General features: G+C 32.4%; 18 protein-coding genes and 8 tRNA genes. 22 read left to right on the top strand and 4 right to left on the bottom strand.

Annotation, left to right across the window (positions count from 1 at the left end; translation table 11 throughout):
* The 19 genes from BUB63_RS06465 (at position 1) to BUB63_RS06375 (ending at position 12,855) form a co-directional block, all read left to right on the top strand.
* Positions 1 to 76: transfer RNA gene (locus BUB63_RS06465), tRNA-Lys, on the top strand.
* 29 nt (positions 77 to 105) lie between these two features.
* Positions 106 to 181, top strand: a tRNA-Lys gene (locus BUB63_RS06460).
* Between the two features lie 6 nt (positions 182 to 187).
* Positions 188 to 271: transfer RNA gene (locus BUB63_RS06455), tRNA-Leu, on the top strand.
* Between the two features lie 5 nt (positions 272 to 276).
* Positions 277 to 352, top strand: a tRNA-Gly gene (locus tag BUB63_RS06450).
* A 6-nt stretch (positions 353 to 358) separates the two neighbouring features.
* Positions 359 to 432 (top strand) — tRNA-Gly (locus tag BUB63_RS06445).
* 6 nt (positions 433 to 438) lie between these two features.
* Positions 439 to 515: transfer RNA gene (locus tag BUB63_RS06440), tRNA-Arg, on the top strand.
* Positions 516 to 538: 23 nt separating this feature from the next.
* A tRNA-Arg gene (locus BUB63_RS06435) sits at positions 539 to 615 on the top strand.
* 17 nt (positions 616 to 632) lie between these two features.
* Positions 633 to 708: transfer RNA gene (locus BUB63_RS06430), tRNA-Lys, on the top strand.
* 98 nt (positions 709 to 806) lie between these two features.
* The gene (locus BUB63_RS06425) at positions 807 to 1,628 is read left to right on the top strand and encodes a hypothetical protein (RefSeq protein ID WP_073248557.1); all 822 of its coding nucleotides are present in this window, start codon (positions 807 to 809) and stop codon (positions 1,626 to 1,628) included.
* 234 nt (positions 1,629 to 1,862) lie between these two features.
* Complete coding sequence (locus BUB63_RS06420) at positions 1,863 to 2,645, top strand: sugar phosphate isomerase/epimerase family protein (protein ID WP_073248555.1); 783 nt, start codon at positions 1,863 to 1,865, stop codon at positions 2,643 to 2,645.
* A gap of 2 nt (positions 2,646 to 2,647) precedes the next feature.
* Complete coding sequence (locus BUB63_RS06415) at positions 2,648 to 3,493, top strand: ComEC/Rec2 family competence protein (protein WP_159431458.1); 846 nt, start codon at positions 2,648 to 2,650, stop codon at positions 3,491 to 3,493.
* Positions 3,494 to 3,568: 75 nt separating this feature from the next.
* A complete protein-coding gene (locus BUB63_RS06410; protein WP_073248551.1) occupies positions 3,569 to 3,895 on the top strand; it encodes a hypothetical protein in 327 nt (108 codons plus the stop codon).
* 111 nt (positions 3,896 to 4,006) lie between these two features.
* Positions 4,007 to 5,299: a trigger factor gene (gene tig, locus BUB63_RS06405; RefSeq protein ID WP_073248549.1), complete on the top strand. Its 1,293-nt coding sequence runs from the start codon at positions 4,007 to 4,009 to the stop codon at positions 5,297 to 5,299.
* A 50-nt stretch (positions 5,300 to 5,349) separates the two neighbouring features.
* Complete coding sequence (gene clpP / locus BUB63_RS06400; RefSeq protein WP_027307719.1) at positions 5,350 to 5,937, top strand: ATP-dependent Clp endopeptidase proteolytic subunit ClpP; 588 nt, start codon at positions 5,350 to 5,352, stop codon at positions 5,935 to 5,937.
* A 14-nt stretch (positions 5,938 to 5,951) separates the two neighbouring features.
* The gene (clpX, locus tag BUB63_RS06395; protein WP_073248561.1) at positions 5,952 to 7,247 is read left to right on the top strand and encodes an ATP-dependent Clp protease ATP-binding subunit ClpX; all 1,296 of its coding nucleotides are present in this window, start codon (positions 5,952 to 5,954) and stop codon (positions 7,245 to 7,247) included.
* An 85-nt stretch (positions 7,248 to 7,332) separates the two neighbouring features.
* Positions 7,333 to 9,012, top strand: coding sequence for an ATP-dependent protease LonB (gene lonB, locus BUB63_RS06390; RefSeq protein ID WP_073248547.1), 1,680 nt, complete (start codon positions 7,333 to 7,335; stop codon positions 9,010 to 9,012).
* 129 nt (positions 9,013 to 9,141) lie between these two features.
* On the top strand, positions 9,142 to 11,451 hold the full coding sequence (gene lon / locus BUB63_RS06385; RefSeq protein WP_073248545.1) for an endopeptidase La: 2,310 nt from the start codon (positions 9,142 to 9,144) through the stop codon (positions 11,449 to 11,451).
* Positions 11,452 to 11,454: 3 nt separating this feature from the next.
* Entirely contained in the window at positions 11,455 to 12,048 is a 594-nt protein-coding gene (gene yihA, locus BUB63_RS06380; protein WP_073248543.1) for a ribosome biogenesis GTP-binding protein YihA/YsxC, read from the top strand.
* 78 nt (positions 12,049 to 12,126) lie between these two features.
* The gene (locus BUB63_RS06375) at positions 12,127 to 12,855 is read left to right on the top strand and encodes a CPBP family intramembrane glutamic endopeptidase (RefSeq protein WP_073248541.1); all 729 of its coding nucleotides are present in this window, start codon (positions 12,127 to 12,129) and stop codon (positions 12,853 to 12,855) included.
* 39 nt (positions 12,856 to 12,894) lie between these two features.
* Here BUB63_RS06375 and BUB63_RS06370 read toward each other — a convergent pair whose 3' ends face one another.
* The 4 genes from BUB63_RS06370 to BUB63_RS06360 all read right to left on the bottom strand — a co-directional run bounded on the left by BUB63_RS06370 (position 12,895) and on the right by BUB63_RS06360 (position 14,727).
* The gene (locus BUB63_RS06370) at positions 12,895 to 13,209 is read right to left on the bottom strand and encodes a hypothetical protein (protein WP_073248539.1); all 315 of its coding nucleotides are present in this window, start codon (positions 13,207 to 13,209) and stop codon (positions 12,895 to 12,897) included.
* Between the two features lie 76 nt (positions 13,210 to 13,285).
* Positions 13,286 to 13,489, bottom strand: coding sequence for a hypothetical protein (locus BUB63_RS06365; RefSeq protein ID WP_073248537.1), 204 nt, complete (start codon positions 13,487 to 13,489; stop codon positions 13,286 to 13,288).
* Between the two features lie 27 nt (positions 13,490 to 13,516).
* A complete protein-coding gene (locus tag BUB63_RS13340) occupies positions 13,517 to 13,774 on the bottom strand; it encodes a hypothetical protein (protein WP_143290248.1) in 258 nt (85 codons plus the stop codon).
* 92 nt (positions 13,775 to 13,866) lie between these two features.
* Positions 13,867 to 14,727: a polysaccharide deacetylase family protein gene (locus tag BUB63_RS06360; protein WP_084106571.1), complete on the bottom strand. Its 861-nt coding sequence runs from the start codon at positions 14,725 to 14,727 to the stop codon at positions 13,867 to 13,869.
* A gap of 149 nt (positions 14,728 to 14,876) precedes the next feature.
* Here BUB63_RS06360 and BUB63_RS06355 point away from each other — a divergent pair, with 149 nt between their 5' ends.
* The 3 genes from BUB63_RS06355 to BUB63_RS06345 all read left to right on the top strand — a co-directional run bounded on the left by BUB63_RS06355 (position 14,877) and on the right by BUB63_RS06345 (position 20,023).
* On the top strand, positions 14,877 to 15,443 hold the full coding sequence (locus BUB63_RS06355; protein ID WP_073248535.1) for a TetR/AcrR family transcriptional regulator: 567 nt from the start codon (positions 14,877 to 14,879) through the stop codon (positions 15,441 to 15,443).
* A 456-nt stretch (positions 15,444 to 15,899) separates the two neighbouring features.
* On the top strand, positions 15,900 to 18,404 hold the full coding sequence (locus tag BUB63_RS06350; protein WP_073248533.1) for a YhgE/Pip domain-containing protein: 2,505 nt from the start codon (positions 15,900 to 15,902) through the stop codon (positions 18,402 to 18,404).
* A 137-nt stretch (positions 18,405 to 18,541) separates the two neighbouring features.
* Complete coding sequence (locus BUB63_RS06345; RefSeq protein ID WP_073248531.1) at positions 18,542 to 20,023, top strand: PAS domain-containing sensor histidine kinase; 1,482 nt, start codon at positions 18,542 to 18,544, stop codon at positions 20,021 to 20,023.
* Positions 20,024 to 20,025 lie beyond the last annotated feature (2 nt).

Raw genomic sequence — 20,025 nt, 5'->3', positions numbered from 1 at the left:
GAGCCACTAGCTCAGTCGGTAGAGCACAAGACTTTTAATCTTGGTGTCCGGGGTTCGATTCCCCGGTGGCTCACCAGGTTACATAGCCGTAAGGCTAATATATATGGGCCATTAGCTCAGTTGGTAGAGCACCTGACTCTTAATCAGGGTGTCCTGGGTTCGAGTCCCCGATGGCCCACCATAATATGCGGGCGTGGCGGAATTGGCAGACGCGCTAGACTTAGGATCTAGTGCCCAGTGCGTGGGGGTTCAAGTCCCTCCGCCCGCACCATATATGCGGGAATAGCTCAGTTGGTAGAGCGTCACCTTGCCAAGGTGAATGCCGCGGGTTCGAGTCCCGTTTCCCGCTCCAAAATTTGCGGGTGTAGCTCAATGGTAGAGTCCCAGCCTTCCAAGCTGGTTGTGTGGGTTCGATTCCCATCACCCGCTCCATGATATGCGCCTTTAGCTCAGTTGGATAGAGCAACGGCCTTCTAAGCCGTGTGTCGGGAGTTCGAATCTCTCAAGGCGCACCATATTATCTATGGCGCAAGTTCGTGCGCCCATAGCTCAGTTGGATAGAGTTACAGACTTCGAATCTGGAGGTCGTAGGTTCGAGTCCTACTGGGCGCACCAGTAAGAATACAGAATATGGGCCATTAGCTCAGTTGGTAGAGCACCTGACTCTTAATCAGGGTGTCCTGGGTTCGAGTCCCCGATGGCCCACCAAGAAGCCTTCTTCAAAGAAGGCTTTTTTTGTGCTTTTTTTTATTTGAAAGTTAGGGTATAATAGCATATGATGGAACAATTTAAGGGAGGAGATAACTTTGGGAAGACCAAGTATCTTTAGTAAAAATTATGAGGAACAGATGAGAAGAAGAAGAATCAATATAACATTAATTATATTAATAATAATTTTTGCAGCCTTCTTTTATACAAAGTATCAATTTAATAAAAGAGGTATTAACATAAATATTGCTGATAAGTTTAGTTTTTTAAAGAAGCAGCAAAAGGATATAAAACAAGATGAGAATATAAATAGAGAAAATAAAAAAGAAGAGATAAAGGATACTCCAAATAATGAAAACAAGGTAGATGAAACATTAAAGGAATATATATATATATCTAATTCACAGAGGCAGTTTAAAGTTGTATATAGAGATGAAAATGGTGTAAAAAAATTTGTTGAGGTAAAATCAGAAGGAGTTAATGTTGACTTTGATATTTTAAAGGATGGAACAAAGGTTGTATTTGATGATAAAGAAAACCAAAATATAATCGTATATTCAATAGATGGAACATATGAAGACATAATTCTAAAAACTTTAAAAACATCTAAATATACATTTGAAAAGGATAAGGTCCTACAGAGGCAGAAGGATTATATATGGGCAGAAAAGCCACATTTTACGTCTGATGGCAAAGTAGTATTTTTAACAAAGCTTCCGTATAATTTGACTAAAAGAGGAATATTTATATGGTATGCTAATTATAATGGTACAAGATTAGTAAGATTAGGTGAATTATCCTATGATATTAATAATATAAAATACGATGGATTTGATGAAAATGAAGGTTTAAGAATAATTTCAGATGGTAAAACTTTTGTTTTAGAAAAGGGGAAGTATAAATTAAAGGAGATAAAGTAAATATAAATAAAAGTCCTCTATAGATATAGAGGATTTTTAATGATTATTTAATGTTTTTGTGATGTAAAAAAGGCAACCCCTTTGATTGGTTTTGGCAGCATTATAACAGAACGAAACAGGAGTTAACAAACAGGAGATTGGGATTGCCTTTTTAACTTATTCATCACATTAATTAATATTACCTTTAAATTTGGGAATTATACATTTAAATGATAAATTTTTTAGGAGGAATTTATGAACTTTGGTATTTCAACAGCTTGTTTTTATCCAGAAGTATTGACAGAAGACACATTAAAAATTATAAGTAGCATAGGATTTAAACTATGTGAGGTGTTTTTTGAATCAGCAACTGAGATGACAGGAGAAATACTTTTAAAGATAGATGAAAATATTAAAAAATATAACTTAAGTATAAACACAGTACATCCATTTCCTGCATCCTTTGAACCATTCTTGTTTGATGTATATGCAAGAAGAAGGGAAGAGATGGAGGAAAAGTTTGAATTAGCCTGCAGAGCGGCAAAAAAGCTTGGAGCAAAATATTATATATTTCACGGCCAAAGAAACAATAAACAGATTAAGGATATAAAGTGGACAGCAGAGGTTATGGATAACTTATGTAAAATAGCTTTGAAATATGATGTATATATAGCTTGGGAAAATGTTTCTTGGTGTATGGGAAATGATCCTAAGTTTATACAAGCTGTTAAGGAAAATATGAAGGAAGAGCTCTATTTTACTTTAGATGTTAAGCAAGCTATAAGAAGTGGTAGAAATATAGACGAGTATTTAAATGTATATGAAAATAGGATTGTAAATGTACACATATCTGATTCAAACGAATTTTGTGATTGTTTGCTACCTGGCTATGGTGGGTTTGATTTTAAAGAAGTAATTAATAAAACACAAAATTTAAATAAAGACTGTCAGTATATTATTGAGGTTTATAGGGATAATTATGGAGACTTTGACGAAATAAAGAAAAGCTTTGAATATATGAAAAACTTGGAGGTATAACTGTGAAAAGAATTTTAAGTTGTCTTATAATTATATTTACTTTGTTTTTTACAGGCTGCATAGAATCAAATATTGAACCATCAAATAACATAGAAAAGTATTTTAAGGTTATAGTTTTAGATGTTGGTCAAGGTGATTCTATTTTAATTCAGACACCTAATAGAAAAAATATATTAATTGATTCAGGTTCAAATAGTGTAAGAGAAAGTTTCTTAAACAAATTAGATAAAAATAAAGTTAAGGATATAGAGGTGCTAATTTCTACACATCCCCACGAAGACCATATAGGTAATATGGACGATGTTATAAAGAACTATAATATTAATAATATATATATGCCTAAGGTTACGACAAATACTAAAACTTTCATAAGTATGATGGAAGAAATAAAAAAGAAAAACATTAAAATAAAACCAGCAAAGGCAGGCATTAAATTTGATGTAGATGGTGTAGAGTTTGAACTATTAGCTCCTAATGAAAATTATTATGAAGAATTAAACAACTATTCTGTAGTAGTAAGAGTAAAATATAAAAGCAGGGCATTTTTATTTATGGGCGATGCTGAAAAGCTATCTGAAGGAGAAATACTAAAAAAAGGATATGAAGTAGGGGCTGATGTTATAAAATTAGGGCATCACGGCAGTTCATCCTCTTCATCGGTACAATTTATTAAAAAGGTAAATCCTAAATATGCCGTAATATCAGTAGGTAAGGATAATAGTTATGGGCATCCCCATAGAGAAACCATATCCCTTTTAAATAAGTTAAGGATTAAATATTTCAGAACTGATGAAGTGGGGGATATTATATTTGAAACAGATGGATATAATCTATGGACAAAAAAATAAATTAAATTGTTTAATTTTTATGTATTATGGGATATAATGTAAAGGGATAATATATTTTGTATTGTGGGTGATATTTTGAAGGTTTATTATGACAGAATGCACGACATAGTTAGTTTATACTTTGAAATGGAGGATTCAGAAGTTTGTGCCTCCTACTCAGAAGATACTAGTGAGATTAAAAGAGATTTCGACTTCGATGAAGCAGCATCCTTGATACTTGATATGGTTGATATAGTTGATAAAAATGGAAAATGTATAGGGTTTAGAGTGTTCAATGCCTCTAAATATTATGACGAGAACCTTTTAAATAGTGCAGAGGAAGAGGTATTAAGTGAAGAAAATGTAAAATTACCAAAGGATAAAGTTATTGCGAGGGTTTCTAAAGGTCAAATAATTCTGTGATACTATTGAACTTATTTTTTAATTGTGTTATTATTACAATGTTAAACTGTAATAAAAGGCTGTTTATATATAGCAACAGGAAGAACAAAAAGTTGAATAGGAGGAAGTAAAATGAATACAAAGGTAGAAAGATTAGAAAATAATAAGGTTAAGCTTGAAATAACAGTTTCAAGTGAAAAATTTAATGAAGCAGTAGAGAAGTCATACAGAAAGAATGCATCAAAATTCAATATACCAGGATTTAGAAAAGGAAAGGCTCCAAAGGCAGTTATAGAAAAGTACTATGGAGAAGGTGTTTTTTATGAAGATGCAATCAATTACATATTAGACGAAACTTATCCAGTAGCAATAAAGGAAAATAACATTGAACCTGTAGATAGACCAGAAATAGATGTTGTAAAAATTGGTAAAGGAGAAGACTTTGTATATACAGCAGAAGTTGTTGTAAAGCCAGAAGTTAAACTTGGAGATTATAAAGGAATAGAAGTTAAGAAAATTGAATATCCTGTAACAGATGCTGATATAGATGCTGAACTAAATGCTTTAAGAGAAAGAAATGCAAGACTAATAACAAAGGAAGAAGGAACTGTTGAAAATGGAGATATAGCAGTTATCGACTTTGAAGGATTTGTAGATGGTGTTGCATTCCCAGGAGGAAAGGCTGATAACTACAATTTAACAATAGGTTCAGGAACATTTATTCTAGGCTTTGAAGACCAACTTGTTGGTGCAAAGGTTGGAGAAACAGTTGATGTAAATGTTACATTCCCAGAAGACTACCACGCTGAAGAACTAAAGGGAAAACCAGCACTATTTAAGGTTACTATAAAGGAAATAAAGGTAAAGCAACTTCCAGAACTTGATGATGATTTTGCAAGTGAAGTTTCTGAATTTAATACACTTGATGAATTAAAGAATGATATAAAGGCTAAACTACAAAAGGAAAACGAAGAAAGAGCAAAGAGAGATTTAGAAGAAGAAGTTTTAACTAAGGCAGTAGATACTTGTGAAGTTGAAATACCAGAAGTTATGGTAGAACACGAAATAGACTATATGATAAAGGATTTAGATTATAGATTAAGATATCAAGGAATGGATATTAACAGTTATGTAGAAATGCTTGGAATTACAATGGAAGCATTAAGAAATGACTTCAAGGAAGTAGCAAAGAAGAGAGTAAAAATAAATCTTGTCGTAGAAGCTATAGCAAAGGCAGAAAACATAACTGCTACAGATGAAGAGGTTGAAAATAGAGCAGAAGAAATAGCTAAGATGTACTCAAAGGATGACGTTGAAAAGATGAAACAAGCAATTTTAATGACTGAAAGATATATGATTGAAGAAGAAATAGTTAACAACAAAGTTGTTGAGTTTCTTGTTAACAATAGTAAAGTTACAGAATAATATATAAAAGGCTAGCATACGCTAGCCTTCATTAAAAGGAGGTTATGAATATGAGTTTGGTACCAATTGTTGTTGAACAAACCAGTAGGGGTGAAAGATCATACGATATTTATTCAAGGCTTTTAAAAGAAAGAATTATCTTCTTATCTGATGAAATAAATGATCAAACTGCAAGTTTAGTTGTTGCACAACTACTATTTTTAGAGGCTGAGGATCCAGATAAGGATATATACTTGTACATAAACAGTCCTGGTGGCCAAATAACATCAGGTATGGCTATTTATGATACAATGCAGTATATAAAACCAGATGTTTCAACTATATGTGTTGGTATGGCAGCATCAATGGGTGCATTCCTACTTGCAGCAGGTGCAAAGGGAAAGAGATTTGCACTTCCAAACAGTGAAATTATGATACATCAACCACTTGGTGGTGCACGTGGCCAGGCAACAGATATTAAAATTCACGCAGAACATATCTTAAGAATAAAGAAGAGATTAAATGAAATTTTAAGCCAAAGAACAGGGCAACCTATTGAAAAGATAGAACAAGATACAGAAAGAGATTATTTTATGACAGCAGAGGAAGCAAAGGCATATGGCATTATAGATGATGTAATTATTAAGAAGAGTAAGTAATGCGAGGTGTAACAATGCCAAAAATAGATGACAAGAAACAACTTAAATGTTCCTTTTGTGGTAAAACACAGGAACAGGTAAAAAGGTTAATAGCAGGTCCAGGAGTTTATATTTGTGATGAATGTATAGATCTCTGCTCAGAAATAATAGAAGAAGAGTTATTTGAAGAGCAGGAGGTTGAATACACAGACCTACCAAAACCAAGGGAGATAAAGGAATACCTTGACCAATATGTTATAGGTCAAGAAGAAGCAAAAAAAGCTTTATCGGTTGCTGTGTATAATCACTACAAAAGAATAAATATGCCTAAGATAAAAAACAAAGACATTGAGCTTCAAAAGAGCAACATACTTTTATTAGGGCCAACAGGTTCAGGTAAAACACTTCTTGCTCAAACACTTGCAAAGCTTTTAAATGTACCATTTGCAATAGCAGATGCTACAACTTTAACAGAAGCAGGATATGTTGGCGAAGACGTTGAAAATATACTTTTAAAGCTAATACAAAATGCAGACTATGATATAGAAAGAGCTGAAAAGGGTATCATCTATATAGATGAAATAGATAAAATTGCAAGAAAGTCTGATAATCCTTCAATAACAAGGGATGTATCTGGTGAAGGAGTACAACAGGCACTACTTAAAATATTAGAAGGAACAGTTGCAAACGTTCCACCACAGGGAGGAAGAAAACATCCTCACCAAGAATTTCTACAGATAGATACTACTAACATATTATTCATCTGTGGCGGTGCATTTGACGGAATAGAAAAGATTATCGAAAAGAGACTTCACACTAATTCAATGGGATTTGGTGCAGAAATAAAAAGCAAGCAGGAAAAGAATGTAGGAGAACTTCTTAAGAATATTCTTCCTGAGGATCTATTAAAGTTTGGTATGATACCAGAGTTTGTTGGTAGAGTACCTATTGTGGTTACATTAGATCAACTTGATAAGGAAGCGTTAATTAGAATACTAACAGAACCAAAGAATGCTCTAATAAAGCAATATCAAAAGCTTTTAGAATTAGATGGTGTTGAGCTTGAGTTTGAAAAAGAGGCTCTTTATAAGATAGCAGATGAAGCTATAAAGAGAAAAACAGGTGCAAGAGGATTAAGAGCTATAATAGAGGAAATTATGTTAGATATAATGTTTGACATTCCTTCAAGGGATGATGTTGCAAAGTGTATAGTTACTCTTGACACGATTGAAAAGAAGCAACCACCTACTTTAATAGTTGGAGAAAATTTAAAAAAGGTAAAAAAAACTGCTTCTAAAAAAAATAAATTAAAAAATGAGATAGTTTCTTAAAGTGGCTAATTTTAGCCACTTTTCTTTTTTTTGAATAAAAAGAAATTATAAACACATACTATATTTAAACAAAGGAGGGGATAATATGGCATACGCTTCACAGCTGCTGGTTATTGTTAATTTAATTTTTACAGCTATAATAGGACTCTATTTTTATAACGCTCTAAAAAATCAACAGAGCAGCAAAATATATATCGAGAAGGAGAGTAAAAAGGAACTCGAAAAGCTCTATAAAATGAGAACAACGAGCTTAACAGAGCCACTTTCTGAGAAAACAAGGCCAACAACCTTTGAGGATATTGTAGGTCAAGATAGAGGAATAAAGGCACTTAAGGCAGCACTTTGTGGCCCAAATCCACAACACGTTATAATATATGGTCCTCCAGGAGTAGGAAAGACAGCAGCAGCAAGGCTTGTGCTTGAGGAAGCAAAAAAGAACCCTCTATCTCCCTTCAAGCAGGATGCAAAATTTGTTGAGGTAGATGCAACAACAGTAAGATTTGATGATAGAGGTATAGCAGATCCATTAATTGGTTCTGTTCACGATCCAATATATCAAGGAGCAGGACCTCTTGGCGTTGCAGGTATTCCTCAACCAAAGCCTGGTGCAGTTACTAAGGCACACGGTGGTATTTTGTTTTTAGATGAAATAGGAGAGCTTCACCCTGTACAAATGAACAAACTTTTAAAGGTTTTAGAGGATAGAAAGGTATATCTTGAAAGTGTTTATTATTCATCAGAAGACCCCAACATACCTGTGCATATACGAGACATATTCGAAAACGGACTTCCAGCAGATTTTAGACTTGTTGGAGCTACTACTAAAAACCCAGAGGATATCCCTCCAGCAATTCGTTCACGTTGTGTCGAAATATTCTTTAGAGCTCTAACACAGGATGAAATTGAAAAAATATCAATCAACGCAGCAAAAAAAGGTGGATTTGAAATATCAAAGGATGCTGCAAAACTTGTAAGTAAGTATGCTACAAATGGAAGAGAGGCGGTTAATATAATTCAAATTGCAGGTGGAATAGCAATCAATGAAAAGAGAAAAGACATTACTGCTCAGGATGTTGAATGGGTAATCGAAAGCGGGAATTATTCACCAAGACCAGATAAAAAAATAGAGGTTGAGGCACAAATAGGCCTTGCTAATGGTCTTGCAGTTTATGGACCTAATATGGGTACACTTCTTGAGGTAGAGGCAGTTGCCATAAAACAGGAGGGACTATGTGGAAAACTTATTGTAAATGGAATAATAGATGAGGAGGAGACAGGATCCTACGGCAAAAAATATAAGAGAAAAAGCACATCTAAGGGTTCAGTTGAAAATGTATTGACTGTTTTAAGAAAATGTTTTAATATTGATACGCGTCAATATGATATTCACGTTAATTTTCCAGGTGGAATGCCGGTAGATGGACCTTCAGCAGGAGTTACAATAACAACAGCAATATATAGTGCAATTACTAAATTGCCAATTAATAACGAAGTGGCAATGACAGGCGAAATTTCAATAAGAGGGCTTGTAAAGCCAGTTGGAGGTATACTTGCAAAAATTGAAGCAGCAAAGAGAGCAGGCGTAAAAAAGGTATTAATACCAAAGGACAATTATCAGGACAGTTTTAAAGAATATGATATAGAGATAGTTCCAGTTGAGCATATAAGAGAAGTTATAGAAAATGCAATAATATATGAAAACAAACGAGTTATTATCGATAAAGAAATATCTGATATAGGTATATTGACAGCTAGTAATTTATAAAAATAATAATATAAAGGTATGCATATACTAGCATACCTTTAATTTTGTAGAGTAAAAGAAAAGTTGAAAAAATTGTATGTTATAGGTTATAATATATTAATTGAAACGGCCTTGAAAGGAGTTGATTATATGACAGAAGTTAAATTACCTCTTATACCGCTTAGAGGATTGACTATATTTCCACATATGGTTCTGCATTTTGATGTAGGAAGACAAAAGTCTATTGCTGCATTAGAAGAGGCTATGGTTAACGATCAAACAATTTTACTTGTTACACAGAGGGATTTAAAGGTTGAAGATCCAAACTTTGATGATATATACAAAATTGGAACAATATCAAAAATAAAACAAATACTAAAGCTTCCAGGAGATAATATTAGAGTTCTTGTTGAAGGTATAAATAGAGCAGAAGTTTTAGAATTTACCCAAACTGAACCTTATTTTGAGGCAAAGGCTGTTGTGTTTGAAGAAAAGAAGGTAAATTTAAGTGTTGAAATAGAAGCACTTATGAGGCAAGTTTTAGATGAGTTTGAGGAGTACATATCATTAAACCCAACAATTCCTGAAGATGTTATAGAAACAGTTATTGATATAGATGACGCAAGTAAACTTTCAGATGTTATAACATCATATTTAATTATAAAACAGGAAAATAGACAGGAACTTTTAGAGGCAATAGAACCAAAGGAGAGATTAACTAAGCTTCTTGAGATTTTAGCAAGAGAGATAGAGATATTAAAAATTGAAAGAAAGATAAGTGCAAAGGTTAAGAAAAAAATAGATAAGATGCAGAAGGAATACTATCTAAGAGAGCAACTAAAGGCAATTCAAGAGGAATTAGGAGATAGAGATGGTATACAAGCAGAGATAGAGGACTATAAGAAGAAGATAGATAAAGCAAAAATGCCAAAGGAAGCAAAGGATAAGGCATTATATGAACTATCAAGAATGGAAAAGTTAGGCTCACAATCACCGGAAACAGGTGTTATAAGAACCTATTTAGATTGGGTTGTAAACCTACCTTGGAGTAAAGAAACAAAGGATGTAGAAGATATTAAGAAGGTTAGGGAAGTATTAGAAAAGGAACACTTTGGACTTGAAGATGTTAAAAAGAGAATACTTGAATATATTGCAGTAACAAGGTTAAATAAGAGTATGAAGGGGCCTATATTATGTTTAGTTGGTCCTCCTGGGGTAGGTAAAACATCTATTGCAAGGTCAATCGCAAATTCACTTGGACGAAAGTTTGTTAGGATGTCCTTAGGTGGTGTAAGGGATGAGGCTGAAATTAGAGGACATAGAAGAACATATATAGGAGCAATGCCTGGAAGAATAATAAACGGTATGAAGCAGGTAGGTTCAAAGAATCCTGTGTTCTTACTTGATGAGATAGACAAGATGAGTTCAGACTTTAAGGGAGATCCAGCAGATGCATTGCTTGAGGTTTTAGATGCAGAACAAAATCATAGTTTTAGAGACCATTACATAGAACTTCCATTTGATTTATCGAAGGTTTTATTTATAACAACAGCAAATACGTTAGATACAATTCCAAGACCACTTTTAGATAGAATGGAAGTAATTAAAATATCTGGTTATACAGATGAAGAAAAAATACATATTTGTAAGGATTATTTAATTCCAAGACAAGTAAAAGAAAATGGTATTAAAGAGGATATTATTAGCTTTAGTGACAAGGCAATAAAGGATGTTATTAATCTATATACAAGAGAATCAGGTGTCAGAAACCTTGAGAGAAAAATAGGTACAATCTGCAGAAGAGCAGCTATTGAAATTTTAGAAAATGGAGAAAAGAAGATAAAGATAACTCAGCAAAACTTAGCAAAATATCTTGGAGCTCCAAGATATAAATACGAAGAGATGAACAAGAAGGATCAAATAGGTGTTGTTATGGGATTAGCCTGGACAGCATATGGTGGGGACACTCTTCCTGTTGAGGTAATTCCAATGGCTGGTACTGGTAAGCTTGAACTAACAGGAAAATTAGGCGATGTAATGAAGGAATCAGCAAGAGCCGGTTATAGCTTTGTCAGAGCAAACGCTAAGCAATTTAATATAGATGAAGATTTTTATAAAAATATGGACGTACATATTCACGTACCAGAGGGTGCTGTTCCAAAGGATGGACCATCAGCAGGCGTTACTATGATAACAGCAATGGTATCTGCTCTATCTAAGACACCAGTAAGAAGCGATGTCGCAATGACAGGGGAGATTACGTTAACAGGACGTGTTTTACCTATAGGAGGGGTTAAGGAAAAGGCACTTGCTGCCTATAGAGCAGGAATAAGAACAGTTATTTTACCTATGGATAATAAAAAAGATATAGAAAAGATACCTGAAAACATAAAGAAAAAAATTGAATTTAAATTCGTTGAAAGAGTAGAAGAAGTGCTGGAAATTGCACTAAGGAGGTAATTTATGATAATAAGAAAAGCAGAGATTGAATGTGTTGCGGCACTAAAATCTCAATATCCAACTAAAGGATACCCAGAGGTTGCCTTTGCAGGAAGGTCAAATGTTGGGAAGTCTTCCCTAATTAATGCACTTGTTAATAGAAAAGCATTAGCAAGAACCAGTAGTAAGCCTGGTAAGACAAGAACAATTAACTTTTATAATATAAATGATGCATTATTTTTAGTTGACCTTCCAGGTTATGGATATGCCCAAGTTTCTAAAGAAGAGAAGAAAAAATGGGGTGCAATGATTGAGGGGTATTTAAATGGAAGAGATGAATTGAGATTGGTTATTCTGCTTGTTGATATAAGGCACGAACCTACGCAGGATGATAAGTTAATGCTTGAGTGGATGAGGCAGACTGGAAAAAAGGTAGTGGTTGTAGCTACAAAATCTGATAAATTAAGTAATAATCAGCTAATGAAGCAGGTACCACTAATAAAAAAATCTCTTAAATTAACGGAGGAAGAAAGTTTTGTACTCTTTTCATCAGAAACCAAAAGAGGTAAGGATGAATTATGGGAGATTATAAAAAATGAATGTGGTATATCTGAATAAACTTAAAAGGTGCTATAATTATAGCACCTTTTAGATAATTAATCTTATATGAATTTATTGGTTTTGGGGGATAAAACTATGATAAGTTTTTTAGATTTAATAAAGGAATTGATTATTTTTTTTATAATAATATTAATACCTTGGATGGTTTTTAGAAGACAAATTTTAAATAGAACAAAAAAGAAATATGTAGTTATAATTTTTATTTTTTATGTTGTATTGTCTTTATTTACACAAAATCTTTTTCCTTTTGTATTAGTGCTTTTAATTTTACAGAAGGAGAAAAAAAGGGGTAACAAAGAAGAAAATAAGCTTATAAAACCCTTAGGGGATAAAAAGTTTGAGATAATTTTATTTAGTTTTGCTCTTAAATTTATTACAATGCTTATTACTGCACTTTTTGCAATATTTTTAGTAAAGATTGGAATTGAGCCAAAACAACAGACAATTGTTGATATGATTCAAACTTCAAGTTGGATTAAGTTGGTATTTTTGATGTTTGTAATAAATTTATTTGCTCCTTATGTTGAAGAATTTATTTTTAGACATATTATTTATCATAATTTTAGTAGAAAATATGGAAAAACAATAGCTGTACTTATTTCAAGTACTCTTTTTATGCTATTACACTTTAATTTAGTAAGTTCAATTGCTACTTTTTCTCTTGGGGTTGTTAATTGTATATTTTATGAAAAATATGGATATAAAGCGGCAGTTCTAAACCACTTTATAACTAACTTCACATCATCAATAGTACTTGTAGCGATAAAGTTACTTAATAATGTAGGTATTGCATTGCTATTTTAGAAAAAAGCCTTAAACAAAATTTTGTTTAAGGCTTTTTTTCTAAAATGGTATGTTTGACAAACTCTCAATTATTCTATCAATTATCATTGACCTATGCTCTGGTAGGAAGGGTTTAAGAGCAGATAATACGGCAATTACGTTGTTTTGTGGATAGGTTAGATTATTTTGTGATAAATTGATATTGCTTTGCCCTTGTGGTAGGTTTAGATTAGATAACATTGCACTTAATTGATTCATATCAATGTTTTGCATTATGTTTTGAATTTGAGACATATCCACATTATTTAAATCAAGTTGATTATTTAATTCTTCATTGTGGTGTTTATGTTTATGATGTTTTTTGTGGTGGCCCATCCAATCACTTCCTTAAATTTCTATGTATGGGGATGGATTCCCATCCCCATATGCTTCTAATATTAGCAGCATTTAATTACTTCTTGCCACAGCCGCAGCAAATTAGATAGTAGAGTACAATTACAAATAGAACGCTGTTGTCAATTGTAGTATTTCCTCCGATGCAATCTACTGGACCGTCATTATGGCAGCCAGGTCCTCTTCTGCCAAATTGTAATAGGATAAGAAGTAGGATTATTAAGCTGCACATATTGTTGAGACCACAACATTTCTTTGACATAGCAAACCCCCCTTTACCTATAGGATATTAACAAGTTGTTGTGGTAGTGGTGCATGGGGATTTGGAAAGCAGGAATATCAATGCTAATATTAGTAGAGCAAATAGGGAATCTCCTCCAAAGAAGTTATCACAGTGATGATGTTTTCTTCTGCACCTTCTGCACGAGCATCCATATCCCTGATTTCCATACCCTAATATTATTAAAAGTATTAAAAACCATGCCCAAGTATTAGTATTTGTTGGTTGACCTGTTGGACAGCAGGATAATAAATTTGATATATCCATATATTCACCTTCTTCCTTGTCGAATTAATGTATTTCTAATAATAATCTATGTATTAAATTGAATTTTGGTTACAAAAAAAGTAGGTGGAAACCTACTTGAATGGGAAAATATAATCTTCTTCACATTTATCTAATGTTTCAAACTTAAAGCCTTCTTTTTTATAAAACTCAATTATTTTAGGAAGGGCACATAGTGTTGCATTGTCACTTTGTCTACAGTGCATAAGAAGTATTATTCTTGAATGAGTTCCATAATCTGTTGCATTTTTATATATGGTTTCAACATCTTTATTTTTACCTATTCCATCTCCACAGGAGATGTTCCAATCGTATATTCTATAATTTTTTTCCTTCAACAAATTATAAAATTCTATATTAAGCCTTTTATAGCTTCCCCCCGGGAATCTAATTATGTATGATTTATATTTTGTAACATCATATATTAGATTTTGTGTATATTCCATTTCATTTATGAAGCTTTCATAATCACTGTATATTTTTTTATAGTCGTGGGAGTAGGAGTGGAGTGCTAATATATGTCCCTTTTCGCGTATCTCCTTAGTTATTTCAGGATATTGTTTAACTTTATTTCCAACAACAAAAAATGTAGCTTTAACTTTATGTTCATCTAAAACTTTAAGTATATCAAGGGTTAGTTTGCTTGGGCCGTCATCAAAGGTTAGGTATATTACTTTAGAATGGCTATTATGCTTTTCTTTTTTGATTGTTATTAATGGGAGAGTAGAAGACGAAGCTATCTGTCTATTATTCAGCTTTACATAATGAATATTTATGTAAAATTTATCTTCCCTATAATCATAAATTTGGTCTAAATTGAATTTATAATTTTGATTATTTACTATATATTCTTCAATACATTTTGTACTAATTTGATATATGTTATTAAAATTAAGTGTTAATAAAAGTATTATTTTTAATACAAATAAATACAATTTAACGCCTCCAAAATGCTATCTAATAAAATATATTTAGAAGACAATAAATAAATAACAATTAGAATAATAAAAATTTTTAGACTATCTTTTCTAAATACAAAAAATATGTAATAATTAACTTGTACTACTAAGGAAGAGGTGATGATATGAATAAGACAAAAAAGATAATTTTTGAGGCAGCAATAAAGGCCTTTTCACAAAAGGGTTATCATAAATCTACAATGGATGAGATTGCTGAAACAGCAGGTGTTGCTAAAGGAACCCTTTATTATCACTTTAAAAGCAAGGAGGATATTTTTAAGTTTATAATAGATGAAGGTTTGAAAATGATGGAGGAAGAAATAATTGATAAGACAAAACACTTAGAAAATCCCATTGAAAAATTAAGAATGGTATGTAAAGTTCAATTAGATTTAGTAATAAAATATATAGAGTTTTTTAAGACTATATTAAGCCAAATGTGGGGAGATGAGGAGAGACAAAATCAATTAAGAGAGATATTGAATAGATATTTTAATCTTATTGAGGGTTATTTACAGGAGGCTGCAGATGCAGGATTGATAGATGGAACTGATATAAAGGTTAAGGTATATAACTTCTTTGGAATAATGGCTTCAACTGTAGTATATAGCTTAATACATAAGGATAAAAATGCAAATGATATAATTGAGGAGACTATTGAATTTATAATGAGAGGTATAGGGAAGAGATAAACTTATGTATATCTCTTTTAGATTGTTGACAAACCTACTTGTTAGCTGAATTTTGAAAAAGCCCCATGAAAGGATTTCAAAAGGCTCTTTCATGAGCTTTAGAAATTCTTAGCTTTTCGACTTTGGAAAAGTCCGTAATTCGGCACAGGACGTGCCGAGCCGAGCGGCCATCAGGACGATGGCATCGCGAGGGTAGGAATTTTTCAAACAAAGAAAAGCTTAGAATTGCTTAAGCCGTAGAACGAATGCCTAAGAAATCCTTCATGGGGCTAATCAATATATAACTTTTTCAACAGCCTGATAAGAGGTAAACTTATGTTTACCTCTTTTTTATGTAAAAAAATGTATTAACAAAAAATACATAAAATTTTAAACTAATTAGTATAAAAATATATTGACTGGTCAGTATAAAAGATGTATTATTATACTGACCAGTATAATTAGGGAGGTGAAAAAATGAGAGCACTTAAAATTGCAAAGAAGGATTTAAAAAATTTGTTTACTAACAGATTTAATCGGGTAGCGGTGATTGTTGTATCCTTAATGCCTCTTCTTTATAGCTTCTTATACTTATATGCCTTCTGGGATCCTTACAGTAAACTTGATAAGATGCCAGTTGCGGTGGTAAATTTAGATAAGGGAAGTACAAAGGATGGAGAAAGAGTAAATTACGGCGATGATATAATAGATGAGCTGAAGGATAACACAAAAATAAAATGGGAATTTGTAGATTATAACAGAGCTATGGATGGGCTAAATAATAAAGGATACTATTCAGCTGTTATAATCCCAGAGGACTTCTCAAAGAGGATAACTGATGCGTCAGAGGGAAAAATAGATAAAGCAGAGCTTATCTATATACCTAATGAAAAGAAAAATTTCTTGGCAGCACAGGTGTCCTCAAGAGTAATGCTTGAACTTAAGGACGAAATTGCAAAATCAATTACAGAAGAAGCTTCAAAGGTTGTAATTGACAGCCTATACGAGGTTAAGGATGGACTTTCAGAGGCAAAGGACGGTAGTGTAGAGCTTAATGATGGAGCAATAAAATTAAGGGATGGTTCAAAGGAACTGTCAGATGGATTAAAGACGGCAAAGAATGGAATTGTTAAGCTAAATGATGGTTCAAAACAATTGAAGGATGGTTTAGGTACTTTAAACAATGGTGCAGAAAAGTTAAATGATGGTTCTAGGAAGCTCTCAGATGGTTTAAAAACAGCAAGTGATGGTTCGAAAAATTTAAAGGATGGTTTGACTGCATTAAAGGGTGGACAGACAAGTTTAGTAGAGGGACTTGATAAGGTAGTTCAAGGTATGTCGGTATTTGCACCAAATCTTTTAAATGCTAAATCTGGAATTCAAATGCTTTATGAAGGCTCAATAAAACTTGAAGTGGGATTAAATGAAATAGTCAACAGAGTTTCACAGTTTAAGGCACTAATTGAGGATGGACAAAAAGATGTAGATAAACTTGCAAATGGTGCAAATCAGGTTGCAGATGGTGCTAAAAATTTAAATGAACAAGTAAGTGCACTTAATATGGGTACAAAGTTAAATAGTGCAGCCCAAGGTATAGATGAAGTATCAAATGCGATAGATTCAGCAAAGGCACTTTTAGATGCAGGTAAGGTAGATGAAGCAAAATTAGTATTGTCAGCAATTCAAGAAAAGAATCTAAAGCAAAATTTATCAAAACCTCTTAAGGAATCGGCTGCTGCTGTGGATACATTAGTGCAAGCAACTGCAACTTTAAAGGAAGGCACAAAACAAGTAGCAGAAGGAACACAAAGGTTTGCAGAAGCAAATAGAAGCTCAGCTCAAGGGCTTACAGCACTACTAAATGGTTTAAACGAAGCAAAAAATGGTGCATTATCATTAAAAATGGGCTTAGGGCAAGTTGCACAGCTTTCATCTAATGAAGGAGTTGCAAAGCTTTCAAATGGAGTTGCAGAGCTTAAGCTTGGAGCAGAAAAGATAAGAGATGGATTGAATGTAGCAGAGAGCAAAACTGGAGAGTTAAGTGAAGGCTTAAATAAACTTTATTTAGGTTCATTAGAACTTAATAATGGTACAGCTTCACTAAAGGATGGAGCAGTAAAACTTTATGAAGGTTCATCAAAGTTAAATGATGGTTTAGTTTCATTAAATAGTGGAACAGATAGATTGTATGATGGTTCATTAAGATTAAATGATGGATTAAATAAATTAGCTGATGGGACTTTAGAATTAAAGGATGGATTAACTGAAGGATATGATAAGATAAATAATAAATTGAAGTTCTCATCAGAGGATATGTCAAAGTTTATGTCTGAACCAGTAAGATTAAATGAACAGCCAATTAATCACGTTCCTGACTATGGTACAGGTTTTGCTCCTTATTTTATCCCACTATCACTTTGGGTTGGAGCACTTATAATGTTCTTTATAGTTTCTGGTGAAGTTGATGATGAATTTAAAGGACACCCAGCTGCTATAATATTTGGTAAGTTTATTACATTTGCATTCCTTGGAATATTACAGGCAGTAGCATCAAGCTTTATTTTAATACACGTTTTAAACTTAGAAGTTAAGAGCTTGGTACTATTCTATGGATTTAATATATTATTATCCTTTGTGTTTATATCAGTAATAGAAGCATTAATAATGATATTTGGAGATGCAGGAAGGTTCCTATCACTTGTACTTTTAATGCTACAACTTACTTCCTGTGCAGGAACATTCCCACTTGAACTTGTTCCTAATTTCTTTGTAAAAATAAACCCATATCTTCCAATGACCTATGCTACATCGGCACTTAGAGAGATTATCTCTGGTATAGATTATGGTGTATTAAGAGGAGATGTAGTGGTTTTAATAGCATTTATGATTGCTTCTATTATAGTATCGATATTACTAAAGTATAGATTAGAGAAGATATCTCAAAGGTTAGAAAAAATTAAACAAAGCACTCAGGTGGCATAAGAGGGTGTACCTCTTATGCCTTTTTTACTGAAGACAAAAATCTCTCTTTATTGTTGCATTTAAATATTTTAATTTTTTAATTAAAAAGAAGGAATTTTTGATTTTATGTATAATATAGTAAATATGGGGGGATTTTTGTGGAAGGTTTATTGTGTTATATGAAAAATAAGGCAAATAAAATGGAAAAATTACTAAAACCATTAATAAACTTAATAATTGTTTTAGGTTTAATAAAAATAGGTTGGGGAGTTAAATTAGATGTATTTGTGTATATTTTAAATTTGTTTTATATTATTTTATTGCACACTTTTAATTCTACATATCTTATAATAAATGCAGTTGTATTTTCTCTATATTTTGCTATAAATACACTTCAAACTGGAATAAGATACGATTTGATAATTTTAAATTTAGCACTTCCAATTATGTATACATATTTTCATAACAATCACACCAAAAATCATATTAGTCTTTCCCAAAATGAAGCAGAACTTTTAACATCAGCCTTAGACAATATCCACTTACCTTTAATGTTATTAGATAATAATGGTCAAGTAGTTAAATCCAATATTTCATTTAAAAATATAGTTGGATATGATATAGACTATAAAAATCTTTTGAGCTTAGTGGAAGATATAGATGTTAATGAACTAAATAAAACTTTTTATAATTCAATAAATAAGAGAATTCCGTCCTACACAAGAGTAAAAGTCAAAAGTTTAGATGATGAAGAAGTAACACTTTTATTTCATCCACTATCATATTTTAATAAAAATTTATGTTTATGTTTAATGCTTAGCAGTACAAACAAAAATATAGCGGATGATATGAAATCTATCATAGATAATCTATATAAAAATGAACAAAACAGGTCTGAGTTTTATGCAAATTTAGCCCACGAACTTAGGACACCTCTTAATGTTATATTAGCCTCAATGCAGATGCTAAATTATATTAACCAAGATACATCGGCTAATAAATATATGCAGATAATGAAGCAGAACTGCCTAAGGCTTTTAAGGCTCATAAATAACCTAATAGACGCTACAAAGATAGATGCTAATTTTTTAAACCTAAATTTAAACAACTACAACATAGTTAATATTGTTGAAAACATTGTACAGTCTGTTGTTGATTATGCTAAGACTCAAGGCATAGATATTATTTTTGATACAGATGAGGAGGAAGTGATTGTTGCCTGCGATCCAGATAAGATTGAAAGAATAGTTCTTAATCTATTATCAAATGCTATAAAGTTTACACCTCAGGGAGGAAATATAATTGTTTATGTAAAGACTTTAAATGAATATGTTAAAGTTAGCGTTAAAGACACTGGATGTGGTATACCAAAGGAAAAGATAGAGACTATCTTTGATAGATACAGGCAGATTGAAAATAATTGTAAAAAATGTGGAAGTGGTATAGGACTATCTCTTGTAAAGAGTTTAACTGAACTTCACGGAGGTTTTGTGGAGGTTGAAAGTGTAGAGGGAGAGGGGAGTACGTTTAGCTTTGCAATCCCTATAAAAACAATAGATACTGTAGGTGAGACAGAGGTATTTGAACATAATATGAATGTAGAAAAGATAGAGGTTGAGTTTTCAGATATATATTCATAGTT

The sequence above is a fragment of the Caloramator proteoclasticus DSM 10124 genome (assembly GCF_900129265.1).
Classification (GTDB): domain Bacteria; phylum Bacillota; class Clostridia; order Clostridiales; family Caloramatoraceae; genus Thermobrachium; species Thermobrachium proteoclasticum.
The sequence above is the reverse complement of the archived record's forward strand: the minus strand, read 5'-3'. Positions and strand labels throughout refer to the sequence as shown.

Coding starts and splice junctions, on each gene's coding strand:
- BUB63_RS06420 (WP_073248555.1), top strand. CDS start 1,863: ATGAACTTTGGTATTTCAACAGCTTGTTTTTATCCAGAAGTATTGACA.
- tig (WP_073248549.1), top strand. CDS start 4,007: ATGAATACAAAGGTAGAAAGATTAGAAAATAATAAGGTTAAGCTTGAA.
- clpP (WP_027307719.1), top strand. CDS start 5,350: ATGAGTTTGGTACCAATTGTTGTTGAACAAACCAGTAGGGGTGAAAGA.
- clpX (WP_073248561.1), top strand. CDS start 5,952: ATGCCAAAAATAGATGACAAGAAACAACTTAAATGTTCCTTTTGTGGT.
- lonB (WP_073248547.1), top strand. CDS start 7,333: ATGGCATACGCTTCACAGCTGCTGGTTATTGTTAATTTAATTTTTACA.
- lon (WP_073248545.1), top strand. CDS start 9,142: ATGACAGAAGTTAAATTACCTCTTATACCGCTTAGAGGATTGACTATA.
- yihA (WP_073248543.1), top strand. CDS start 11,455: ATGATAATAAGAAAAGCAGAGATTGAATGTGTTGCGGCACTAAAATCT.
- BUB63_RS06375 (WP_073248541.1), top strand. CDS start 12,127: ATGATAAGTTTTTTAGATTTAATAAAGGAATTGATTATTTTTTTTATA.
- BUB63_RS06370 (WP_073248539.1), bottom strand. CDS start 13,209: ATGGGCCACCACAAAAAACATCATAAACATAAACACCACAATGAAGAA.
- BUB63_RS06365 (WP_073248537.1), bottom strand. CDS start 13,489: ATGTCAAAGAAATGTTGTGGTCTCAACAATATGTGCAGCTTAATAATC.
- BUB63_RS13340 (WP_143290248.1), bottom strand. CDS start 13,774: ATGGATATATCAAATTTATTATCCTGCTGTCCAACAGGTCAACCAACA.
- BUB63_RS06355 (WP_073248535.1), top strand. CDS start 14,877: ATGAATAAGACAAAAAAGATAATTTTTGAGGCAGCAATAAAGGCCTTT.
- BUB63_RS06350 (WP_073248533.1), top strand. CDS start 15,900: ATGAGAGCACTTAAAATTGCAAAGAAGGATTTAAAAAATTTGTTTACT.